At 48.8% G+C, this 15,789-nt stretch carries 16 protein-coding genes and 1 pseudogene; 9 read left to right on the top strand and 8 right to left on the bottom strand.

Going from position 1 to position 15,789, the window contains the following annotated elements; translation table 11 throughout:
* Window positions 1-23: 23 nt before the first annotated feature.
* Window positions 24-155, top strand: a complete 132-nt coding sequence (locus JO375_RS24500) for a hypothetical protein (protein WP_267497676.1) — start codon at window positions 24-26, stop codon at window positions 153-155.
* A 76-nt stretch (window positions 156-231) separates the two neighbouring features.
* On the opposite strand, the gene cls is transcribed toward JO375_RS24500, so the two are convergent.
* The gene (gene cls / locus JO375_RS07880) at window positions 232-1,743 is read right to left on the bottom strand and encodes a cardiolipin synthase (RefSeq protein ID WP_229523939.1); all 1,512 of its coding nucleotides are present in this window, start codon (window positions 1,741-1,743) and stop codon (window positions 232-234) included.
* A gap of 212 nt (window positions 1,744-1,955) precedes the next feature.
* On the opposite strand from cls, the gene JO375_RS24495 reads away from it, so the two are divergent.
* Genes JO375_RS24495 through JO375_RS07860 form a run of 5 tightly spaced genes read left to right on the top strand, consistent with a single transcriptional unit; the run spans window position 1,956 to window position 3,967 of the window.
* Window positions 1,956-2,084, top strand: coding sequence for a hypothetical protein (locus JO375_RS24495; RefSeq protein ID WP_267497675.1), 129 nt, complete (start codon window positions 1,956-1,958; stop codon window positions 2,082-2,084).
* Window positions 2,081-2,368: a hypothetical protein gene (locus tag JO375_RS07875; protein ID WP_229523938.1), complete on the top strand. Its 288-nt coding sequence runs from the start codon at window positions 2,081-2,083 to the stop codon at window positions 2,366-2,368. The genes JO375_RS24495 and JO375_RS07875 overlap by 4 nt, the downstream gene beginning before the upstream one ends.
* Window positions 2,365-2,706 carry a DMT family transporter gene (locus tag JO375_RS07870; protein WP_229523937.1) on the top strand — a complete coding sequence of 114 codons (342 nt, stop codon included), beginning with the start codon at window positions 2,365-2,367 and terminating at the stop codon, window positions 2,704-2,706. Before JO375_RS07875 ends, JO375_RS07870 begins: the two co-directional genes overlap by 4 nt.
* Complete coding sequence (locus JO375_RS07865; protein WP_229523936.1) at window positions 2,706-3,020, top strand: DMT family transporter; 315 nt, start codon at window positions 2,706-2,708, stop codon at window positions 3,018-3,020. The genes JO375_RS07870 and JO375_RS07865 overlap by 1 nt, the downstream gene beginning before the upstream one ends.
* Before the next feature lie 14 nt (window positions 3,021-3,034).
* Window positions 3,035-3,967, top strand: coding sequence for a 1-phosphofructokinase family hexose kinase (locus JO375_RS07860; RefSeq protein ID WP_229523935.1), 933 nt, complete (start codon window positions 3,035-3,037; stop codon window positions 3,965-3,967).
* Between the two features lie 199 nt (window positions 3,968-4,166).
* Here JO375_RS07860 and JO375_RS07855 read toward each other — a convergent pair whose 3' ends face one another.
* Both JO375_RS07855 and mobA read right to left on the bottom strand, forming a co-directional pair.
* Window positions 4,167-4,781, bottom strand: a complete 615-nt coding sequence (locus JO375_RS07855) for a LysE/ArgO family amino acid transporter (protein ID WP_229523934.1) — start codon at window positions 4,779-4,781, stop codon at window positions 4,167-4,169.
* Between the two features lie 73 nt (window positions 4,782-4,854).
* Window positions 4,855-5,598 (bottom strand): molybdenum cofactor guanylyltransferase, encoded by a 744-nt coding sequence (gene mobA / locus JO375_RS07850; protein ID WP_229523933.1) that lies wholly within the window; start codon window positions 5,596-5,598, stop codon window positions 4,855-4,857.
* Window positions 5,599-6,177: 579 nt separating this feature from the next.
* Between mobA and JO375_RS07845 the strand changes: the two genes are divergently transcribed.
* Window positions 6,178-7,401 (top strand): MFS transporter, encoded by a 1,224-nt coding sequence (locus tag JO375_RS07845; protein WP_229523932.1) that lies wholly within the window; start codon window positions 6,178-6,180, stop codon window positions 7,399-7,401.
* A 119-nt stretch (window positions 7,402-7,520) separates the two neighbouring features.
* On the opposite strand, the gene JO375_RS07840 is transcribed toward JO375_RS07845, so the two are convergent.
* On the bottom strand, window positions 7,521-9,200 hold the full coding sequence (locus JO375_RS07840; RefSeq protein ID WP_229523931.1) for a glutamine--tRNA ligase/YqeY domain fusion protein: 1,680 nt from the start codon (window positions 9,198-9,200) through the stop codon (window positions 7,521-7,523).
* A 209-nt stretch (window positions 9,201-9,409) separates the two neighbouring features.
* Here JO375_RS07840 and JO375_RS07835 point away from each other — a divergent pair, with 209 nt between their 5' ends.
* Window positions 9,410-10,138, top strand: a complete 729-nt coding sequence (locus JO375_RS07835; protein ID WP_229523930.1) for a copper amine oxidase — start codon at window positions 9,410-9,412, stop codon at window positions 10,136-10,138.
* An 84-nt stretch (window positions 10,139-10,222) separates the two neighbouring features.
* On the top strand, window positions 10,223-10,771 hold the full coding sequence (locus tag JO375_RS07830) for a GNAT family N-acetyltransferase (RefSeq protein WP_229523929.1): 549 nt from the start codon (window positions 10,223-10,225) through the stop codon (window positions 10,769-10,771).
* Window positions 10,772-10,866: 95 nt separating this feature from the next.
* Here JO375_RS07830 and JO375_RS07825 read toward each other — a convergent pair whose 3' ends face one another.
* From JO375_RS07825 to JO375_RS07810, 4 genes and pseudogenes are all read right to left on the bottom strand, one after another.
* Window positions 10,867-11,358, bottom strand: a complete 492-nt coding sequence (locus tag JO375_RS07825) for a GNAT family N-acetyltransferase (RefSeq protein ID WP_229523928.1) — start codon at window positions 11,356-11,358, stop codon at window positions 10,867-10,869.
* Between the two features lie 84 nt (window positions 11,359-11,442).
* A pseudogene (locus tag JO375_RS07820) lies at window positions 11,443-12,146 on the bottom strand (MFS transporter); the annotation flags it as partial.
* 18 nt (window positions 12,147-12,164) lie between these two features.
* The gene (locus tag JO375_RS07815; RefSeq protein ID WP_229524074.1) at window positions 12,165-14,231 is read right to left on the bottom strand and encodes a molybdopterin-containing oxidoreductase family protein; all 2,067 of its coding nucleotides are present in this window, start codon (window positions 14,229-14,231) and stop codon (window positions 12,165-12,167) included.
* A 429-nt stretch (window positions 14,232-14,660) separates the two neighbouring features.
* A complete protein-coding gene (locus JO375_RS07810) occupies window positions 14,661-15,506 on the bottom strand; it encodes a formate/nitrite transporter family protein (protein ID WP_229523927.1) in 846 nt (281 codons plus the stop codon).
* Window positions 15,507-15,789: the final 283 nt, after the last annotated feature.

Genomic DNA, 15,789 nt, shown 5'->3' with positions numbered 1-15,789 from the left:
ATCATAATGCCATGTTCCGGACGATGAATAGAATGCAAGATGTAATCGAGGAATATCCGGATGATCTGAATTTGGAAAATAAGGGAGCCGCTCCAGCGGACAGCAAGCTGACCCGGCAGGGGGCGGCCTATTTTGATAAACTGTGGAAAAATTAGGGGGTGGAATACAATCAAGATTTATCGGCCTGCGAGGATCATTCAATGTCTTGGAAAGATATTGGGTGAATTTATCCTACAAAAGTGGTGAAAGCAAACGGGCGAGCGATTCCATCAAGCGTTTGAACAGGCGCTTTTTCATAAATTCCTCGCGCACGATTAGACTGGCAGATTGCAAATCCCGTTCGTAATCCCTCACCATCTGCTGTACACTATGCGTTTGAATCAACAAGGCATTTACTTCAAAATTCAGATGAAAGCTCCGCATGTCCATATTGGCTGTTCCGATGGTAGCAACTTCCCCATCAATGATGAGCAGCTTGGAGTGAAGGAAACCTTTTTCATATTCATATACCTTGGCCCCCATCTCCAGCAACGATTGGAAGTAAGAGTGGGACGCGAAAAACGGCAGCCACTTGTCCGGTTTCGCTGGAAACAGAATTCGCACATCCAGACCGGAAAGAGCAGCCATCCGCAGAGCAGTCAGGATATCTTCGTCCGGTATAAAATAAGGTGTGGCAAGCCAGACCGACTTACGGGCAGACGTAATCATGGAGAAAAACAAATTTTTGAGCACTCTCCGCTCATTATCAGGGCCGCTGGCAATGATCTGCACAGCCCCGTCTGTAATTGGCTCGATATCGGGTGACAGATATTCCTTATCCAGCACGGATTCGCCTGTCATATGAAGCCAATCCTGTAAAAAAATGAGTTGCAGCGTTCGCACAGCCTCACCCTTCACAATCATGTGCGTATCACGCCAGAAGCCGTAGGCTTTATTGCGGCTAAGGTACTCGTCCCCTACGTTCAGACCGCCAATCAATCCGATATTGCCGTCAATGACTACGATTTTACGGTGATTACGGTAGTTTACCCGGCTCGAGAAGAACAAGATCCGCGCCCCGCCGTATGCAACAACTTCTACTCCCGCATCTCTCATCTCCTTCAAAAACGTCTTCGACAACTGAATGCTGCCCACCGCATCATACATAAATCGAACCTTGATGCCTGCTTTCGCCTTTTCGATCAAAATTTTCTGAATACTTGTACCAATATCATCCGACCGGAAAATGTAATATTCCATATGGATATGATGCTGCGCCTTACGCAGTTCCTCCAGCAGCGTGGAGAAGGTTTCATCCCCATTGTTCAGAATTTTAGTTTCCGTCGCAAAATAAATCGGAGAACGAGCCAGTCTGCGAGCCAGACGCATCAACTGCTGCTGCTCATCGGTAAAGCAGATCAAATCACGTTTGACGTGCATCGCATCCTTTTCAATCCGCTCGTAAGCCTGTTGATCACGCAATGCCTTTTTGTCATACTTACGACGTTTGAATACATTTTGCCCAAACAAAAAATAAAGAGGAAGTCCAACAACCGGCAGCAAAGCCAGCAGCAAGATCCAGGACACCGTAGTGGAAGGATTGCGATTCTCCGTGAAAATAATCAGACTGATAGAGATAACCGTCAGGGTAGAAAAGATACTGATGACAGTCCCTTCATTTCTCCCGATGAAATTAAACAAACCAAAATAATAAAAAATAAACACCAAAACCGCGATCAACACGGCCAGCAAACTTCGCCTCATAGCCAACCTCACTTCCGATGGACTGCCTTTGACAGGTATTCTTCATTATATTGTACATGAGCCCCTTATTTCTTCCCACTTTTTTATAAAAGATTAATGATAAAAATGAATCTGGAAAAAACAATTGCCAAACTGGAAATATGAGGTTGATACTTATTTTTTTCCGTGCAAGAATAGACTAACAAACGTTAGGTAGGTGAAAAAAAGTGGGAATGGAAGATTTTTTTAAATCTGCTTTGAATCAATCCGCCACTCATGGATATAAAGGAGCTTCCTTGGGCAGCATTGCCGCTGGAGAATACCCTGTACGGCTTTCTGATTTGGATGGAACAGGAATATGAGAGCAGCAGCACAGCCAAGTTTATGCTGCACGTCGTTTTTTTCGCCCGTATCCTTATTTCACAAGATTGTGGAAATTGCCAATCCGTTTCTGGAAAGTATGGACCAACAATTAATCCGCCAACTGCAAAATGCACGGCATAGAGAACCCTTTGGGCACATGGAACCTATAGATGTGGCCTTATCCTTCAAGACACTATTGAACGGAGTATTGGTGGAGCTGCTTCACAGTGGAAGGAGGGGACATTTTACAATCATCATATTCAAAGGAGAACGTTCATCATGAACCGCAGTTGGATTTATGTTTTTGTAGGCGGCCTGATTGAGGTCGTATGGGTATCGGGTCTGAAGCATGCTGATTCTGTACTCACCTGGATCATAACTGTGCTGGCGATCTCAGCCAGCTTTTATTTGATTATCAAGGCTGCCAACCGTTTGCCTGTAGGCACGGTATATGCCGTATTCACCGGACTGGGCACAGGCGGGACCGTCGTTGGTGAAATGCTGATATTCGGGGAACCGTTTCAGTGGTCCAAAACGCTGTTAATCGCACTTTTGCTAGCAGGCGTCATTGGTCTGAAATTAGTAACCGACCGCGATGCTCAGGAAGGAAGTGACGCATAATGGCCTGGATTGCCTTGGTTTTGGCGGGAGGTTCGGAAGTATTCGGAGTCATCGGCATGAAGGGATTTACGGTTGGTAAGGGTTGGAAGGCCTTAATGCTGATGATCCTATCCTTTGTCCTCAGCTTCTCGCTGCTCAGCTACGCGATGAACAGCTTGCCTATGGGAACTTCCTACGCCGTATGGACAGGCATCGGAACGGTGGGCAGCACGATTACAGGCATGCTCCTGTACGGTGAGCAAAAAAGCGTATTGCGCATCCTGTTTATCGCCATGATTCTTGTCGCAGCTTTGGGACTGAAGCTGATTTCCTAAAGGAGTGACGCCTTGTGATCACCACTGTAACACTGAACGCGGCTGTAGATAAAATCTACACAGTTGCAGGCTTTGGCTTGAATGCCGTCCACCGCATCGAAGGCGGCCTGACAGTGCCGGGCGGCAAGGGAGTAAATGCCGCCCGCGTCATTCGCACGCTGGGCGCGCCTGTCCGGGCGACGGGGTTCATCGCCGGACACACCGGGCGGCTGCTCACCGACGGTTTGAGCGCGGAAGGCGTAAGCGCCGATTTCATCAAAGCCGCTCACGGGGAAACCCGTCTCGCCATCACCGTGCTCGATCCGTCTGCACACACGCAGACCGAGCTGATTGAGAGCGGCCCGACCATCGGGCCGCTGGAGCTGGATGCGCTGCGACGCAAAATTACGACCCTCGCCACAGACTCGGACTGGGTCGTATTCTCGGGCAGCCTGCCCCCCGGCTGCCCGCCAGATCTGTACGCCGAGCTGTGCATGCTGGCAAAGGCGAGCGGCGCACGGGTGGCGCTGGACGCGAGCGGCGAAGCACTGCGCTTGGGGCTGCGCGGAAAGCCCGACCTCGTGAAACCTAACGAGGTCGAGGCCGCCAGCTTTGCAGGCATCGACGCTACGCGTCCGGATGCCGCTGAAGTGGCGGCAGCGCAGCTGCTTGAGGCCGGCGCTCAGCTGGCCGTCATTTCGCTCGGCGCACGCGGGGCGCTGGCGGTAACGCGCGATGCCCGCTATCGCGTGCGCCTGCCGAACGCGGACATTGTCAGCGCGCTCGGCAGCGGTGACGCCATGGTCGCCGGGCTGGTCACCGGCGCGGCGGCGGGGCTGGAGCTCCCTGCTCTGCTACGGCAGGGAGCGGCCTGCGGTACGGCGGCGGCTTTGCACGCCATGGCCGGCAAGATTGATCTCCAGGACGTGAAACGTCTGGAGCAAGACATTACGGTGACGCTGTTGTAAGCAGCGTCACTTTATTTATGGACTAATCTAAGCTTCAACCGGGTGGGTGGCAAGATTAGTGTACTTTAATCCGGCAAACCCTCAGGATGCCATAATTGCTGATTTAGGCTGTCTTGCCTTTTCGCTATTTTTAATCGGTATTCCCTTCAACTTTAAGCGGTGTACTCGTAATCCTGGGATTTTTCCTCTAAGACTCGGATCACATACTGGTGATAAAATTGATTGCCATATAAATAGCCAGGCCTAAAATAATCAATGCCGATATTTTATTCAGCATCGTACCGAACCTTCCTTCTGAATCCATACGTCCAACGAGACGCCCAGCCATGGCCAGGCCGATAAACCATACCCACGATACTGATACGGCTGCCAAACCGAACGCCCAGCGTTCCCCGCCATCATATTGGAGCGAACTGGTTCCTATTACGCCGACGGTATCCAGTATGGCATGCGGATTCAGCAAGGATACTGAAGCGGCAAAAATCACCTGCCGTTTTGGAGGCATGGGCTGTCCTTCTCCCGCGGAGGCTGCTTTCGATCTCCAGAGGGTCCAGGCCATATACAGCAAAAACAAACAGCCCGCGGCATAAAGCACATTCGTAAGCCATAGAAACTGCTGTAAAACAAGGGATACACCCCCAACCGCAAGCGCGATCAGAATGGTGTCACAGACACCTGCGGTCATAACAGCAGGCAGTGCATTGCGAAACCGTGACTGGGACGCCCCCTGATTAAACACGAATACATTTTGTACCCCCAAAGGCAAAATCAATCCCAGTGCCAATAAAACGGCATGGATAATCGCTCCGAACATATTATGTACTCCCCCAAAATGATTATATATTTTCTCTCTTATCTTCTGATCTCTTATTTCTGTCCTTGATGTATTACCGTTCTGTGTTTTCCTGCGTGTCCGTTACGTTTTGCGTATGCTCCAATTGCTTTACGATCAGCTGATAATCCTGCGGATAGTTCATGTTGAATACGGCTTTCTTCCACATATCCAGACTCGCACCCGGCCATTCGCCCGCTATCTCGTAGCGAACGTTCAAGGAATTCAGCCAGTCAATCAGACGAAGACGGCCACTTTGCAGACATTTTTCGGCAGACGACAGGACACTTTGATGATATAGGCCCAGCAACGGATGCATACGCCCGTTCACAGAGGCGATTACCGCCTGTAATGTTGATTCCGTTAAGTGCGGTGACAAGCAATCTCCGACCCATGATGCTTGCTCCCCTTGCACTTGTTGCTTTCCTGGCTCATGGGCTGTCTCTTGCACTGCTGCCTCATTCGTTACGTGAGACAGCAAAGCACGCAATATCTCTGGCTGCACGAGAGGCATATCACAGGCCACGACAATCCCCCACTCCGTGTTGGAAGCAGAAAGCCCCGCATGGATTCCGCTCAAAGGACCTAAGCCAGGATACAGATCGGTTGTCGTTTCCAGACCAAGCCCCCTGTATTGCTCTGGATCTCGGGTCACTGCGATAACCCGTTTCGTTACCTGTCCCAGCACAGCGGCTATTCTCTCCAATACCGTAACTCCTCCAAGCCGAAGCAATGCTTTGTCCTGTCCCATTCTGCTGGAGCGTCCGCCTGCCACGATAATTCCAGTCACCTCCACCATCACCAGTCACCTCCTTTTTTCTAGGTACGTTCTATTATTAAATAGTGATAGCTCTAATAATAGCATTGTTTTATAATTTTTGAATTTAATCAGCTGCAAAAGTCTATTAATATCCAGACCCAAGTTCTACTCCAAAAAAGATCACATGCGCTTGGGGTTTAACTTCTTTAAAATCATCAACAAATAACCCTATAAGAAAATAATCCTAAATAACCCTGATTATGGATTATGTATCGGTCATTCTAAGCCTAAACTTTAGGTCCTAAGAACCTATTCATAAATGAATATTTTGTAAACTACAAAGCATTGGCTCGAATCAACAATATATAGATTAAAATTCTTTAATTCGTCTATATATTGTCCTTGAAGCATCGTAAAAACAAGCTGAAAAAATAATGAGAAATTATTGAGTACGTTTATACTATCAATGGAGCAAGATACTGCAAATAAATGTTACATAATTGTTAATTTTATTGGTTTGTTAACCCTTTCAACACATGATACATTGGAATAAAGAACCTCCCTACAGATCGGCATCGAGGCGTATTTTTCTTCGGGCTAAGAAAGGAATGGCTTGTCTTGCAAAAGAGAGAAATTCAAGAGAGTTCCCTATATTCCCTAAAGCTATATAACTTTTTTCTATATGGGGCTATGGTCATTTTCTCTAGCTTCTTCCCGTTGTATCTGCAAGATATCGGCATGGACAAGCTTGAGATCGGAAGCCTGATGGCCATTGGGCCTTTTGTATCTGTATTCGCAAACCCTTTCTGGGGATATACAAGCGACAGAAGCCGTAACCTTCGTCGTATTCTACTATGGATGATTATAGGTACATTACTGTTGCTGCAAGCTTTATTTCATGTCCATACGTATGTCATGATTTATGTGTCGATGATTGGTTTTTATTTTTTTCAAAGCCCTTTATTTGCCCAAAGCAACAGCCTCATTCTCAGCTACATTGAAGGCACGAATCGAAAATTCGGTTCATTTCGCATCTGGGGCTCCTTCGGCTGGGCTGTGACTGCGGCAGTTGCTGGCATGCTCGTTGACCAGACGGGAATATCCAGTATATCCACCATCTTTACGGTACTGCTTCTGGCTGCACTGATCTGCACCTTGGCGATCCCGCCACTGAGAAGCACTGTGGATACAGCGACTATTCATTTGCGTGGCTTTGGCAGTATTTTAATGAATGGCTACTTCATATCCTTTATTTTATTGGGTATCCTTGTATCCATCCCGAATTCGATCAACAGCGCCTTTATGTCCCTGTATATCACCGAGCTGGGCGGGTCTAAGCTGATGCTTGGCTTTGCCGTCTTCATGTCTTCGATATTCGAAATTATTGTCTTTTTGCTATTTGATCGCTTCTTGAAGAAAAAGATGACGGTAATGGTAGGCTGTCTGGCCCTCGTAAGCTTGCTGTTTGCCTTACGTTGGGAACTGATGGCTTTGGCCACAGACCCGATTCAGATCGTTTTCATTCAGGCACTTCACTGCATCACCTTCGGTGGATATTTTTATGTAGGGACCCAGTTGACTGTCCTGTTCACACCTGCAGCTTACCGTTCATCCGGGCAGGCTGTATATACATTGACCTGGAGCGGCATTTCGGGCATCGCAGCGGGCTTCGCCGGAGGCTGGCTGTACCAGAACCTCGGTGGTGAAATGATGTACAATGTAGGTGTATTCCTCGCCCTGCTTGGCACTGCGGGATTCGCCATCATGTGGTATATGCTGTACAAGAACGGCTACCAGCCTAGTCATGCGAATGAGCCTAAACAAATACAAGAAGCGCCTTAGCAACCACAACAAGCAATGCTCAAAAACAAATGAGCGTAAAATAAAGGAGTCTGCCCACGGCAGACTCCTTTATTAACTTGCTCGCACAAAGCCACCCTTATCCTACTTTCTCCAGTCCCCTATTGCTTCGGCAGCTGGAAAGAGCTTTTCAGTGATACGACACGGTTAAATACTGGCTCGCCAGGCTTGGAAAGCTTCGGATCCACACTAAAATAACCATGACGGAAAAATTGGAATTTGTCCTGTGCTTGGGCCTCTTTCATGTTCGGCTCCACGTAGCCATGAGCAATCTCCAAAGAGTTCGGATTCAATTGGTCAAGGAATGTTTTTTCCGACGCTTCCTCTTCAATAGCTTCCGGCTCCTCTGCGTTAATCAAAGGCTCATACAGACGGAACTCGGCTGGAACGGCCTGAGTAGCTTCCACCCAATGGATCGTCCCTTTTACTTTACGTCCGGTAAAGCCTGAACCACTCTTGGTTTCTACATCATAGGTGCAGTGGATTTCGGTCACACGGCCGTCCGCATCCTTAATCACATCGTTGCATTTAATAAAGTATGCATGTTTCAGACGTACTTCATTACCAGGAAACAGACGGAAGTACTTGCTCGGCGGATTCTCCATGAAATCCTCACGCTCAATGTAAATTTCACGCGAGAACGGAATTTGACGTGTGCCCAGCTCCGGATTTTCTGTGTTGTTTTCCGCCTCCAGCATTTCCACCTGTCCTTCAGGATAGTTGGTGATAATCACCTTTAAGGGATCAATGACTGCCATAGTGCGGGGTGCCTTGAGCTTCAAATCCTCACGTACAAAATGCTCCAGCACCTGTAAGTCGATTACTCCGTAGGCTTTGGAAATACCTGTCTCGTATACAAAATCGCGGATAGCCTCCGGTGTATAGCCACGACGGCGCAAACCGGAAATCGTCGGCATACGCGGGTCATCCCAGCCGTCTACATGCTTCTCATCGACCAGAAGCTTCAGCTTGCGTTTGCTGGTTACCGTTTGAGCCAGATTCAGCCGTCCGAATTCGTATTGATGCGGCACCTTCTCCATCTCACATTCAGCAACAACCCAGTCATACAGTGGCCGTTGGTCCTCAAACTCCAGCGAACAGAGCGAATGCGTTACGCCTTCAATAGCATCCTCCAGCGGATGCGCATACGAATACATCGGGTAGATACACCAAGTATCGCCAGTATTGTGATGTGGTGTGTGCGAAATGCGGTAAATAACCGGATCACGCAAATTGATGTTCGGGGAAGCCATATCGATCTTGGCGCGAAGCACCTTTTCACCGTTCTGATATTTACCTGCACACATCTCTTCAAACAGCTTGAGATTCTCTTCCACATTGCGATCACGGTAAGGGCTATTTTGTCCCGGCTCAGTCAGTGTGCCGCGAGTTTCACGGATTTGGTCCGCACTTTGATCATCTACATAGGCTTTACCCTTTTGGATCAACAGGATGGCACGTTTGTACATCTCTTCAAAATAATTAGAAGCAAAATGCTTTTCTTCCCATTCATAGCCGAGCCACTTCACGTCCTCCTGAATAGAGTTCACGTATTCCGTATCTTCCTTCGCCGGATTGGTATCATCGAAGCGCAGGTTCGTGCGTCCTCCGAATTCATCTCCCAGTGAAAAATTAATCCAGATGGCTTTGGCATGTCCAATATGCAAATATCCATTAGGTTCGGGCGGGAAGCGTGTAACAACCTCCTTCACCTTACCCGTTCTTAGGTCTTCTTCAATGACACTTTTAATAAAATTGGGGGGAGTGATCGGCTTCTCCACGCTAATCAACCTTTCTTCCGTATAATCTATGCATAACCCGTTCCCTTAAATATACCTTTTCACAACGCATAACTCAATAAAATGAAGCTCTATATGCTCTATATAGCAAAAAAAGAGGCAATTTATGAAAAAGAGTTAACATTTTCGGTAGATAAATTCGTTATAGTGTATATATCTTTTATTTTGCCCGGAAAAAGGAGACCCATCCTGTGTTCAAGTTGCTCATCGCCATCCTGCTGTCTATGCTGTTGACCTCTTCCGTCATGATGCCCGCTCATCCTTCTTCAAGCCAGCTGACCGGACCTGTGCGATCTCGTTTGTTAGCCGTCGCTCCTGAAGACTCATCCGTCCATTTTTACGCGGTGAGCCCATCGCAAGGACTATTCCATTCAGCTGTGCTGGAAATCGGTCCGCAGCGCCGCACATTCGAATGGTCGGGCTCAGCGGATATCTCCACCGTACCGCAGTTATATTACAAGGACGTAAACGGAGATGGCATCCGTGAAGCCGTCGTAATCATTACACGTGCCTCGGGAACGGGGGTCGAATTGCAGGAACTGCACATTGTGAATGCACAGACAATGGAGGAGTATGCCGTCGAGTCGGCGGCAGATGCCGTGTCCAGACGCGTACAGAGCGTCGTGGAGCTGCGTGACCGCAACCGGCAGGTGCATATTGCTATCGCGATTGACGGCGCCAACACATATACAATGGACCCCAAGACGTCAGCGTTTTACGATGATCCCGCCCATTTTACAAAGCAGCTCGATTTCCGCTCTGTCGTGATGTATGCTGCTGACCAGCCTTCTTTAGGAGCCACCGTATCCGGCAGTGTATCACCAACCGAATTTGTGGGCGATTTGAAGCTGAATTATGTATATGATCATGAGCGGTTCCGGGTGGGAGCTATAACATTTGAAGCTTCCTCCCCGTTTTGACGACTCTCGCAGAATAAGGTAGCATGGGATTACATGCTAGACTGGCTGGTTTAGCGATTTTCCGAGTGAAAGAGGGGATCAATCATGTTTACATATGCGTTGGACGAACGCACAGTCCTTCGGCCGCTCACCAAGGAGCATGTGCAGCCTTTGTTTGAGCTGGTCGAAATGTCCCGTGACCGCTTGCGTCAATGGCTTCCCTGGGTAGACTCCACCACGGAAATCAGCCATACAGAGCAGTTCGTGCAGAGCGCTCTGAAACAAGCCGCAGAGAATGGCAGCCTGACCGCCGGCATCTGGATGGATAACGAGCTTGCCGGTATTATCAGCTACCATGAGATCAATTGGACCCACCGTTCAGTCAGCATCGGATACTGGCTGGGGCACGGTTACGAAGGACAAGGGCTCATGACCAGCGCCTGTCGCGTATTTGTCGAATATGCATTGGTGGAGCTGGATTTGCACCGGGTCGAAATCCGCTCTGCAACGACGAATCGTCGCAGCCGCGGTATTCCGGAACGTCTGGGCTTTGTACTCGAAGGCATCGTACGTGAAGCGGAGTTACTGCCTGACGGCTACGTGAACCACGCCGTGTACGGTATGCTCCAAAATGAATGGAAGCAACTTCGATAACATTGCAAACAGCGCCGCCGACCTTATCAGTCAGCGGCGCTGTTTGGTTATGAGCGGACATAAAACGAATGTTGCTGTTTGCAGCCTCCAGCCTATTATATGAAATAGGCCATTAACACCTCATCCACAAATTGGCCTGCGATGTAGAACTCTTCATGCAAACGTCCTTCGATTGCGAAATCGCATTTCTCATAAAACATCAGAGCTTCCGTATTACATGATAGTACCCGCAAACTTAATTTGCGTATCCCCTCAGCGGCTGCAATGTCCTTTATGGAGTTCATAAGCGCCGTCCCAATACCTTTACGATGATAATCTGGATGTACGGCCATATTGATTTCTAGTACATGGCGATTACTAGCCAACAGTGTTGGAGGACGAAATCCAACATACCCGCAGAGTACTCCCTGTGCGATGGCAACCAGTTGGGAGCCTGGAGGCGAATTGCGCAAAAACTCCCCGCGCGACTTCCATGACAGTGAAGCGGGGGCCGTTCGTTCATTCCATACCAATTCATCCAGTGCAATCAGATCAGGAGCATCCTTCATCTCCGAATGACGTATCGTCAGGGGTTGACTTGTACTCAATTCCTTTCAATCCTTCCTGTGAAGGCTTTCCTGAAACAATATCCGTCATTTATTGTACCATAATCATGGCTCATAACTGAACTTTTATTGGGACTTAAGAACTGAAGTATCCACCTTGGGCGCCGCGGCTTCGAAAGCATCCAAATCACGCCGGGATCGGTTCAACCAACTATGCAGAATAAAAAACAAGATCGACAGCACCGCTACGTCAAATGCCAGCCAGAGCACAGGAGGTAAACCGCCGAGGTCATACAGTTTTCCCATGATATAAGGTCCCAGCACCCGTCCGGCTGCGCCAATCACCCACACAAAGTCCGATGTAAAAGGGTGCTCCAAGGCCGCCATGATCAGACAGAAATGCCGGAACAGCAGGTGCAATCAGCATTTCTCCCAGCGTCGCCAGCACCATAGCAAATATCATCCCCGTATAGTTCTGTGTACCCAGTATGACGATATAGGCCGCCATGTAAAATCCTTCGGCCCATGCCATTTGGGATGAAGCGTGCCGGGCCCACAGACGTTTTATCCAGAAAATAATCGGCTGTACAGCAAAAATAAGAATACCAGGGAGCCCAAACCAACAAAGAGATACAGCCGGGTATCACAAGAAAGCAACCGAGCCGATGCCACCCCAATGTTATTGGCGACATCAATAACATTAAACAGCTCGCCACGGCGTCAGCAAAACGAAAACCGACAAAGGCCTGAATAGCAGGCACAGATACTACATTAAAAAAGCCAATAAAGCCCATCATAATGACAAACGCAGCCCAATGACCGCTGGTAAACGCCGTAAAAGGCATACTTTATTGGCGCTTCACATTCACCACCGTTGAAAAGAAAGTAGCCCCTTGTCCCATGTCCGACAGCCGATCAGAGGTTAAAGCATTGGCACGTTGTCTGCGCTCTTTGCCTCCCCACCACAATCCTTGGCTGATCACTGTTCCGGGCAGCATCAGATCGGTAACTTTGGCCTTCAGCTCGTACATTCCCCGATCATTCCATACGGTAACCGCATCCCCGTCCGTGATATCTCTGTTCCGGGCATCCTCCGGGTGAATCTGCAGCAAAGGCTCGCGCTCCAATCGCTGGTGCTTAGGCAAATTGGCGAAGGTGGAATTGAGAAAGTTATGGTTTGGCGGCGAAATAAACATCAGTGGAAACCGCTCGCCCGCTTGCGGCCGCTGCTCTCCATCATAGCCTTCGATCAGCGGCACATACGTAGGCATCGCAGGCAGACCCATTTGCTTCATCCGTTCCGAATACAGCTCAATTTTGCCTGAAGGCGTGGTTAGCCGATCCAGATAGTTCGCTTTGGGGGTCATATCCAGCTTTACAAAAGCTGATTCTTTCAAAGCTTCCAAGGTTACACCTTTAAGATAGGGATTCGTTGGATTATCCAGCGCGCCCGCAATCATGTCCTCTTCACTTTCCATGAATGCAGCTTCATCAAAACCCATGGCCTGTCCAAGCAGGCGGAACAGCTCATAGTTGCTTTTGCTTTCACCGCGCGGAGCAATGACCGGCCTCTGTAGCTGGATATAGTGATGCCAGTAGGATTTGTACAGGTCTGTACCTTCAAAAGAAGACGCTGCAGGCAGCACGATATCCGCGTAGCGGGCCGTATCGGTAAGGAACAGGTCATGCACGACAGTGAACAGGTCCTCCCGTTCGAACCCCTGTACCACCCGTGACGAATCAGGTGCTACGACTATCGGATTGCTGCAGTATACGAACAGCGCCTTGATTGGATTTTCCTTTTGCAGCAGCACTTCTCCGATCCGGTTCATGTTAATCACCCGGGCATCCGGGTTCTGGCGCAGATCAGGACGTGCAAGATTGGCGCCATTCAATTTGGCGTAAGCACCGTTGGAGCGCGACGCGCCTCCTCCATGCTTCAGCCATTGCCCGGTGAGCGCGGGCAAGCATGTTACCGCGCGTACATTCATGCCGCCATTATCATGATGCTGCAGTCCGTTGCCAATATTGATATACGCCGCTCGCGCCTGTCCGTACATCTCGGCCAGACGAATAATATCCGCTGCAGGTACTCCAGTAATACGTGCGACCCGCTCTGGTGTGTACAGCTTCACATGCTCGCGCAATTCCTCATGACCTACCGTATAGCGTCGTAGAAATTCATCGTCCGTCAGACCTTGCTCGAACAGCACGTGCATGACTCCTAGCGCAAGCGCTGTGTCCGTCCCCGGATATAATGGAATGAACCAGTCTGCCCATTGCGCCGTCCGGTTGCGATGGACATCGATAACAATCACCTTGGCCCCTTTTTTACGCGCCTTTTCTGCCAATACGACCTGATGCATGTTGGTGCTGATGACATTTCCGCCCCATATAATAATGAGGTCCGCATCCTCCGTATCCTCCGGGCTGGTCCCCCCTTTAAAGCCCATGACAGATGCCCAGCCTTCATTCCCGGCCACACTGCAAATCGTCTGGTCCAGTTGGCTCGAGCCTAATGCATTGAAAAAACGGCGATCCATCCCATCCACACTCAAAACGCCCATATTGCCATAAAAGCTGTAGGGAAGAATGGATTCCGGGCCGTCCGTACGAATCAGCTCCTTGAAGCGGCCAGTAATGGTATCGACTGCTTCCTCCCAGCTAATTCGCTCAAACCTTCCTTCCCCTTTGGGGCCTACACGCTTCAGCGGATAGAGTACCCGTTCAGGATCATAGACTCGCTCTGTCATATTACGAACCTTGTTGCAAATGGCCCCTTTGGTAATGGGATGCTCGGGGTTGCCGGTCACCTTGACGATTTTCCCCTTCTCCTTGTGAAGCAGGAGCCCACATGTATCTGGGCAATCTAGTGGACACACAGCCGGAAAAATACCATCGGCCTGATCCGTCATCTGCTGCCCTCTTTGTAAGTCTGGTTGAAGCGTAGCCTCAGAAGGCGCGCTATTGCGATGTTGATGTTTCATCATGCAGATGCTCCTTTCCGTTACCGTTTCCAAAAATTACACCGCTCTTATCATATCTACAGCCTTGGTCCATGGCAAGAGAAGGATTTTGCTAAAACAAGCTTTCGGTCGAGAGAGTAAAAAATCTATCTTCTTTATAAGCGAAACGAATTTCGGGACAATCAACATTATTTTTTGCAGCCTGTTTTATGATGACTTGCCCTGGGTAAAAGAGAACAAGACGTTATGGAAGAGAGCACACTCATCCTCCATGCCCAATCATGGACCACTCCCAAAAAAATCCGCCATGACAGGTTTCGTTCCCTCGGACCTGTCATGGCGGATTGGCTTTGCTCGATTCTGTTAACAGTGAACGAATCAGACACGATCACTCAACGGATTGGGGGCAACCGAAGAAGCAGCTTGAGCTCCGCTCACTGAATGCGCATTGGTATGTGTCTTTTTCAAATAGGCTAACCAGTAAACACCGGCCACAAACAGGCTTCCTCCTACCAGATTTCCCAGCCATACCGGAATGAAGTTCATGATATAATCTGCCCATGAAAAATGACCTGCAAAGATAGCCGCCGGGATAAGAAACATATTAGCCACAACGTGCTGAAAGCCGATCGCAACAAAGGCCATAGTAGGGAACCAAATCCCCATGATTTTTCCACCGATGGAATCCGTGCTATACGACAACCATACTGCCAAAGCTACCAGCCAGTTACATCCAATACCAGATATAAAAGATTGCAAAAAGCTATCATGCAGCTTGTGGCCTGCCATATCTACCACCTTGTCCAGATAAGGGCCCGTTTCGGTCAGACCCAGCACATGGCCAAAGAAAAACGCTACAAACATTGCACCCGCCAAATTACTGAGCGTAATGATCGCTAAATTACGGAGCATAGCGCCGGTCTTAATCCGCCCTGCCCATCTTGCCAAAGGGACCGCCATCATGTTACCAGTCAGCAGTTCTCCGCCAGCGATCAGTACTAATACCAGTCCTACAGGGAACACAGCGGCTCCAATAAAATTAACAATGCTTCCCCATTCTTTAGGCGCACTTGCAATCACACGTATATCTAGCAAAAAACCAAGCGCAATAAATGCACCTGCCAAAAATCCCAATACCACCGCTACAGTCCACGGGTTGTTCGCTTTGGCCACTCCTGTTTCCACCGTCTTTTCGGCAATTTGCCCCGGTTTATAGCTTGCCATATGTTCCCGCTCCTTTAACTTCTTTTACTTGACTATTCTCTTTCATATTTTATTTAAAATCAGAAATTTAGTTTGTGAAAAAAATCACCTTGAAAATAATAAAAAAACAACCCTTGAATCAAGGGCTGTTTTTCGTGTATTCATAGTCACCGCGCCGCTAAGCGCTTATACTTAATTATATTCTTCCTTTTCGATGGCTCCCAAGAACCAGAGAACGCCTCCAAGACCAGTCATCGCCACAACTACAAGAAAAAGGATATAAAACAAACCCATGGTCACTTCT

The sequence above is a fragment of the Paenibacillus farraposensis genome, from assembly GCF_020736845.1.
Taxonomy (GTDB): domain Bacteria; phylum Bacillota; class Bacilli; order Paenibacillales; family Paenibacillaceae; genus Paenibacillus; species Paenibacillus farraposensis.
Note: the sequence above shows the minus strand (reverse complement) of the source record. Positions and strands in the feature narration are given on the sequence as shown.

Excerpts from the sequence above, each read along its gene's own strand:
- JO375_RS07870 (WP_229523937.1), top strand. The coding sequence starts at position 2,365 with ATGAACCGCAGTTGGATTTATGTTTTTGTAGGCGGCCTGATTGAGGTC.
- mobA (WP_229523933.1), bottom strand. The coding sequence starts at position 5,598 with ATGGTGGAGGTGACTGGAATTATCGTGGCAGGCGGACGCTCCAGCAGA.
- JO375_RS07815 (WP_229524074.1), bottom strand. The coding sequence starts at position 14,231 with ATGACGGATCAGGCCGATGGTATTTTTCCGGCTGTGTGTCCACTAGAT.
- JO375_RS07830 (WP_229523929.1), top strand. The coding sequence starts at position 10,223 with ATGTTTACATATGCGTTGGACGAACGCACAGTCCTTCGGCCGCTCACC.
- JO375_RS07855 (WP_229523934.1), bottom strand. The coding sequence starts at position 4,781 with ATGTTCGGAGCGATTATCCATGCCGTTTTATTGGCACTGGGATTGATT.
- JO375_RS24500 (WP_267497676.1), top strand. The coding sequence starts at position 24 with ATGAATAGAATGCAAGATGTAATCGAGGAATATCCGGATGATCTGAAT.
- JO375_RS07875 (WP_229523938.1), top strand. The coding sequence starts at position 2,081 with ATGAGAGCAGCAGCACAGCCAAGTTTATGCTGCACGTCGTTTTTTTCG.
- JO375_RS07810 (WP_229523927.1), bottom strand. The coding sequence starts at position 15,506 with ATGGCAAGCTATAAACCGGGGCAAATTGCCGAAAAGACGGTGGAAACA.
- cls (WP_229523939.1), bottom strand. The coding sequence starts at position 1,743 with ATGAGGCGAAGTTTGCTGGCCGTGTTGATCGCGGTTTTGGTGTTTATT.
- JO375_RS24495 (WP_267497675.1), top strand. The coding sequence starts at position 1,956 with ATGGAAGATTTTTTTAAATCTGCTTTGAATCAATCCGCCACTCATGGA.
- JO375_RS07865 (WP_229523936.1), top strand. The coding sequence starts at position 2,706 with ATGGCCTGGATTGCCTTGGTTTTGGCGGGAGGTTCGGAAGTATTCGGA.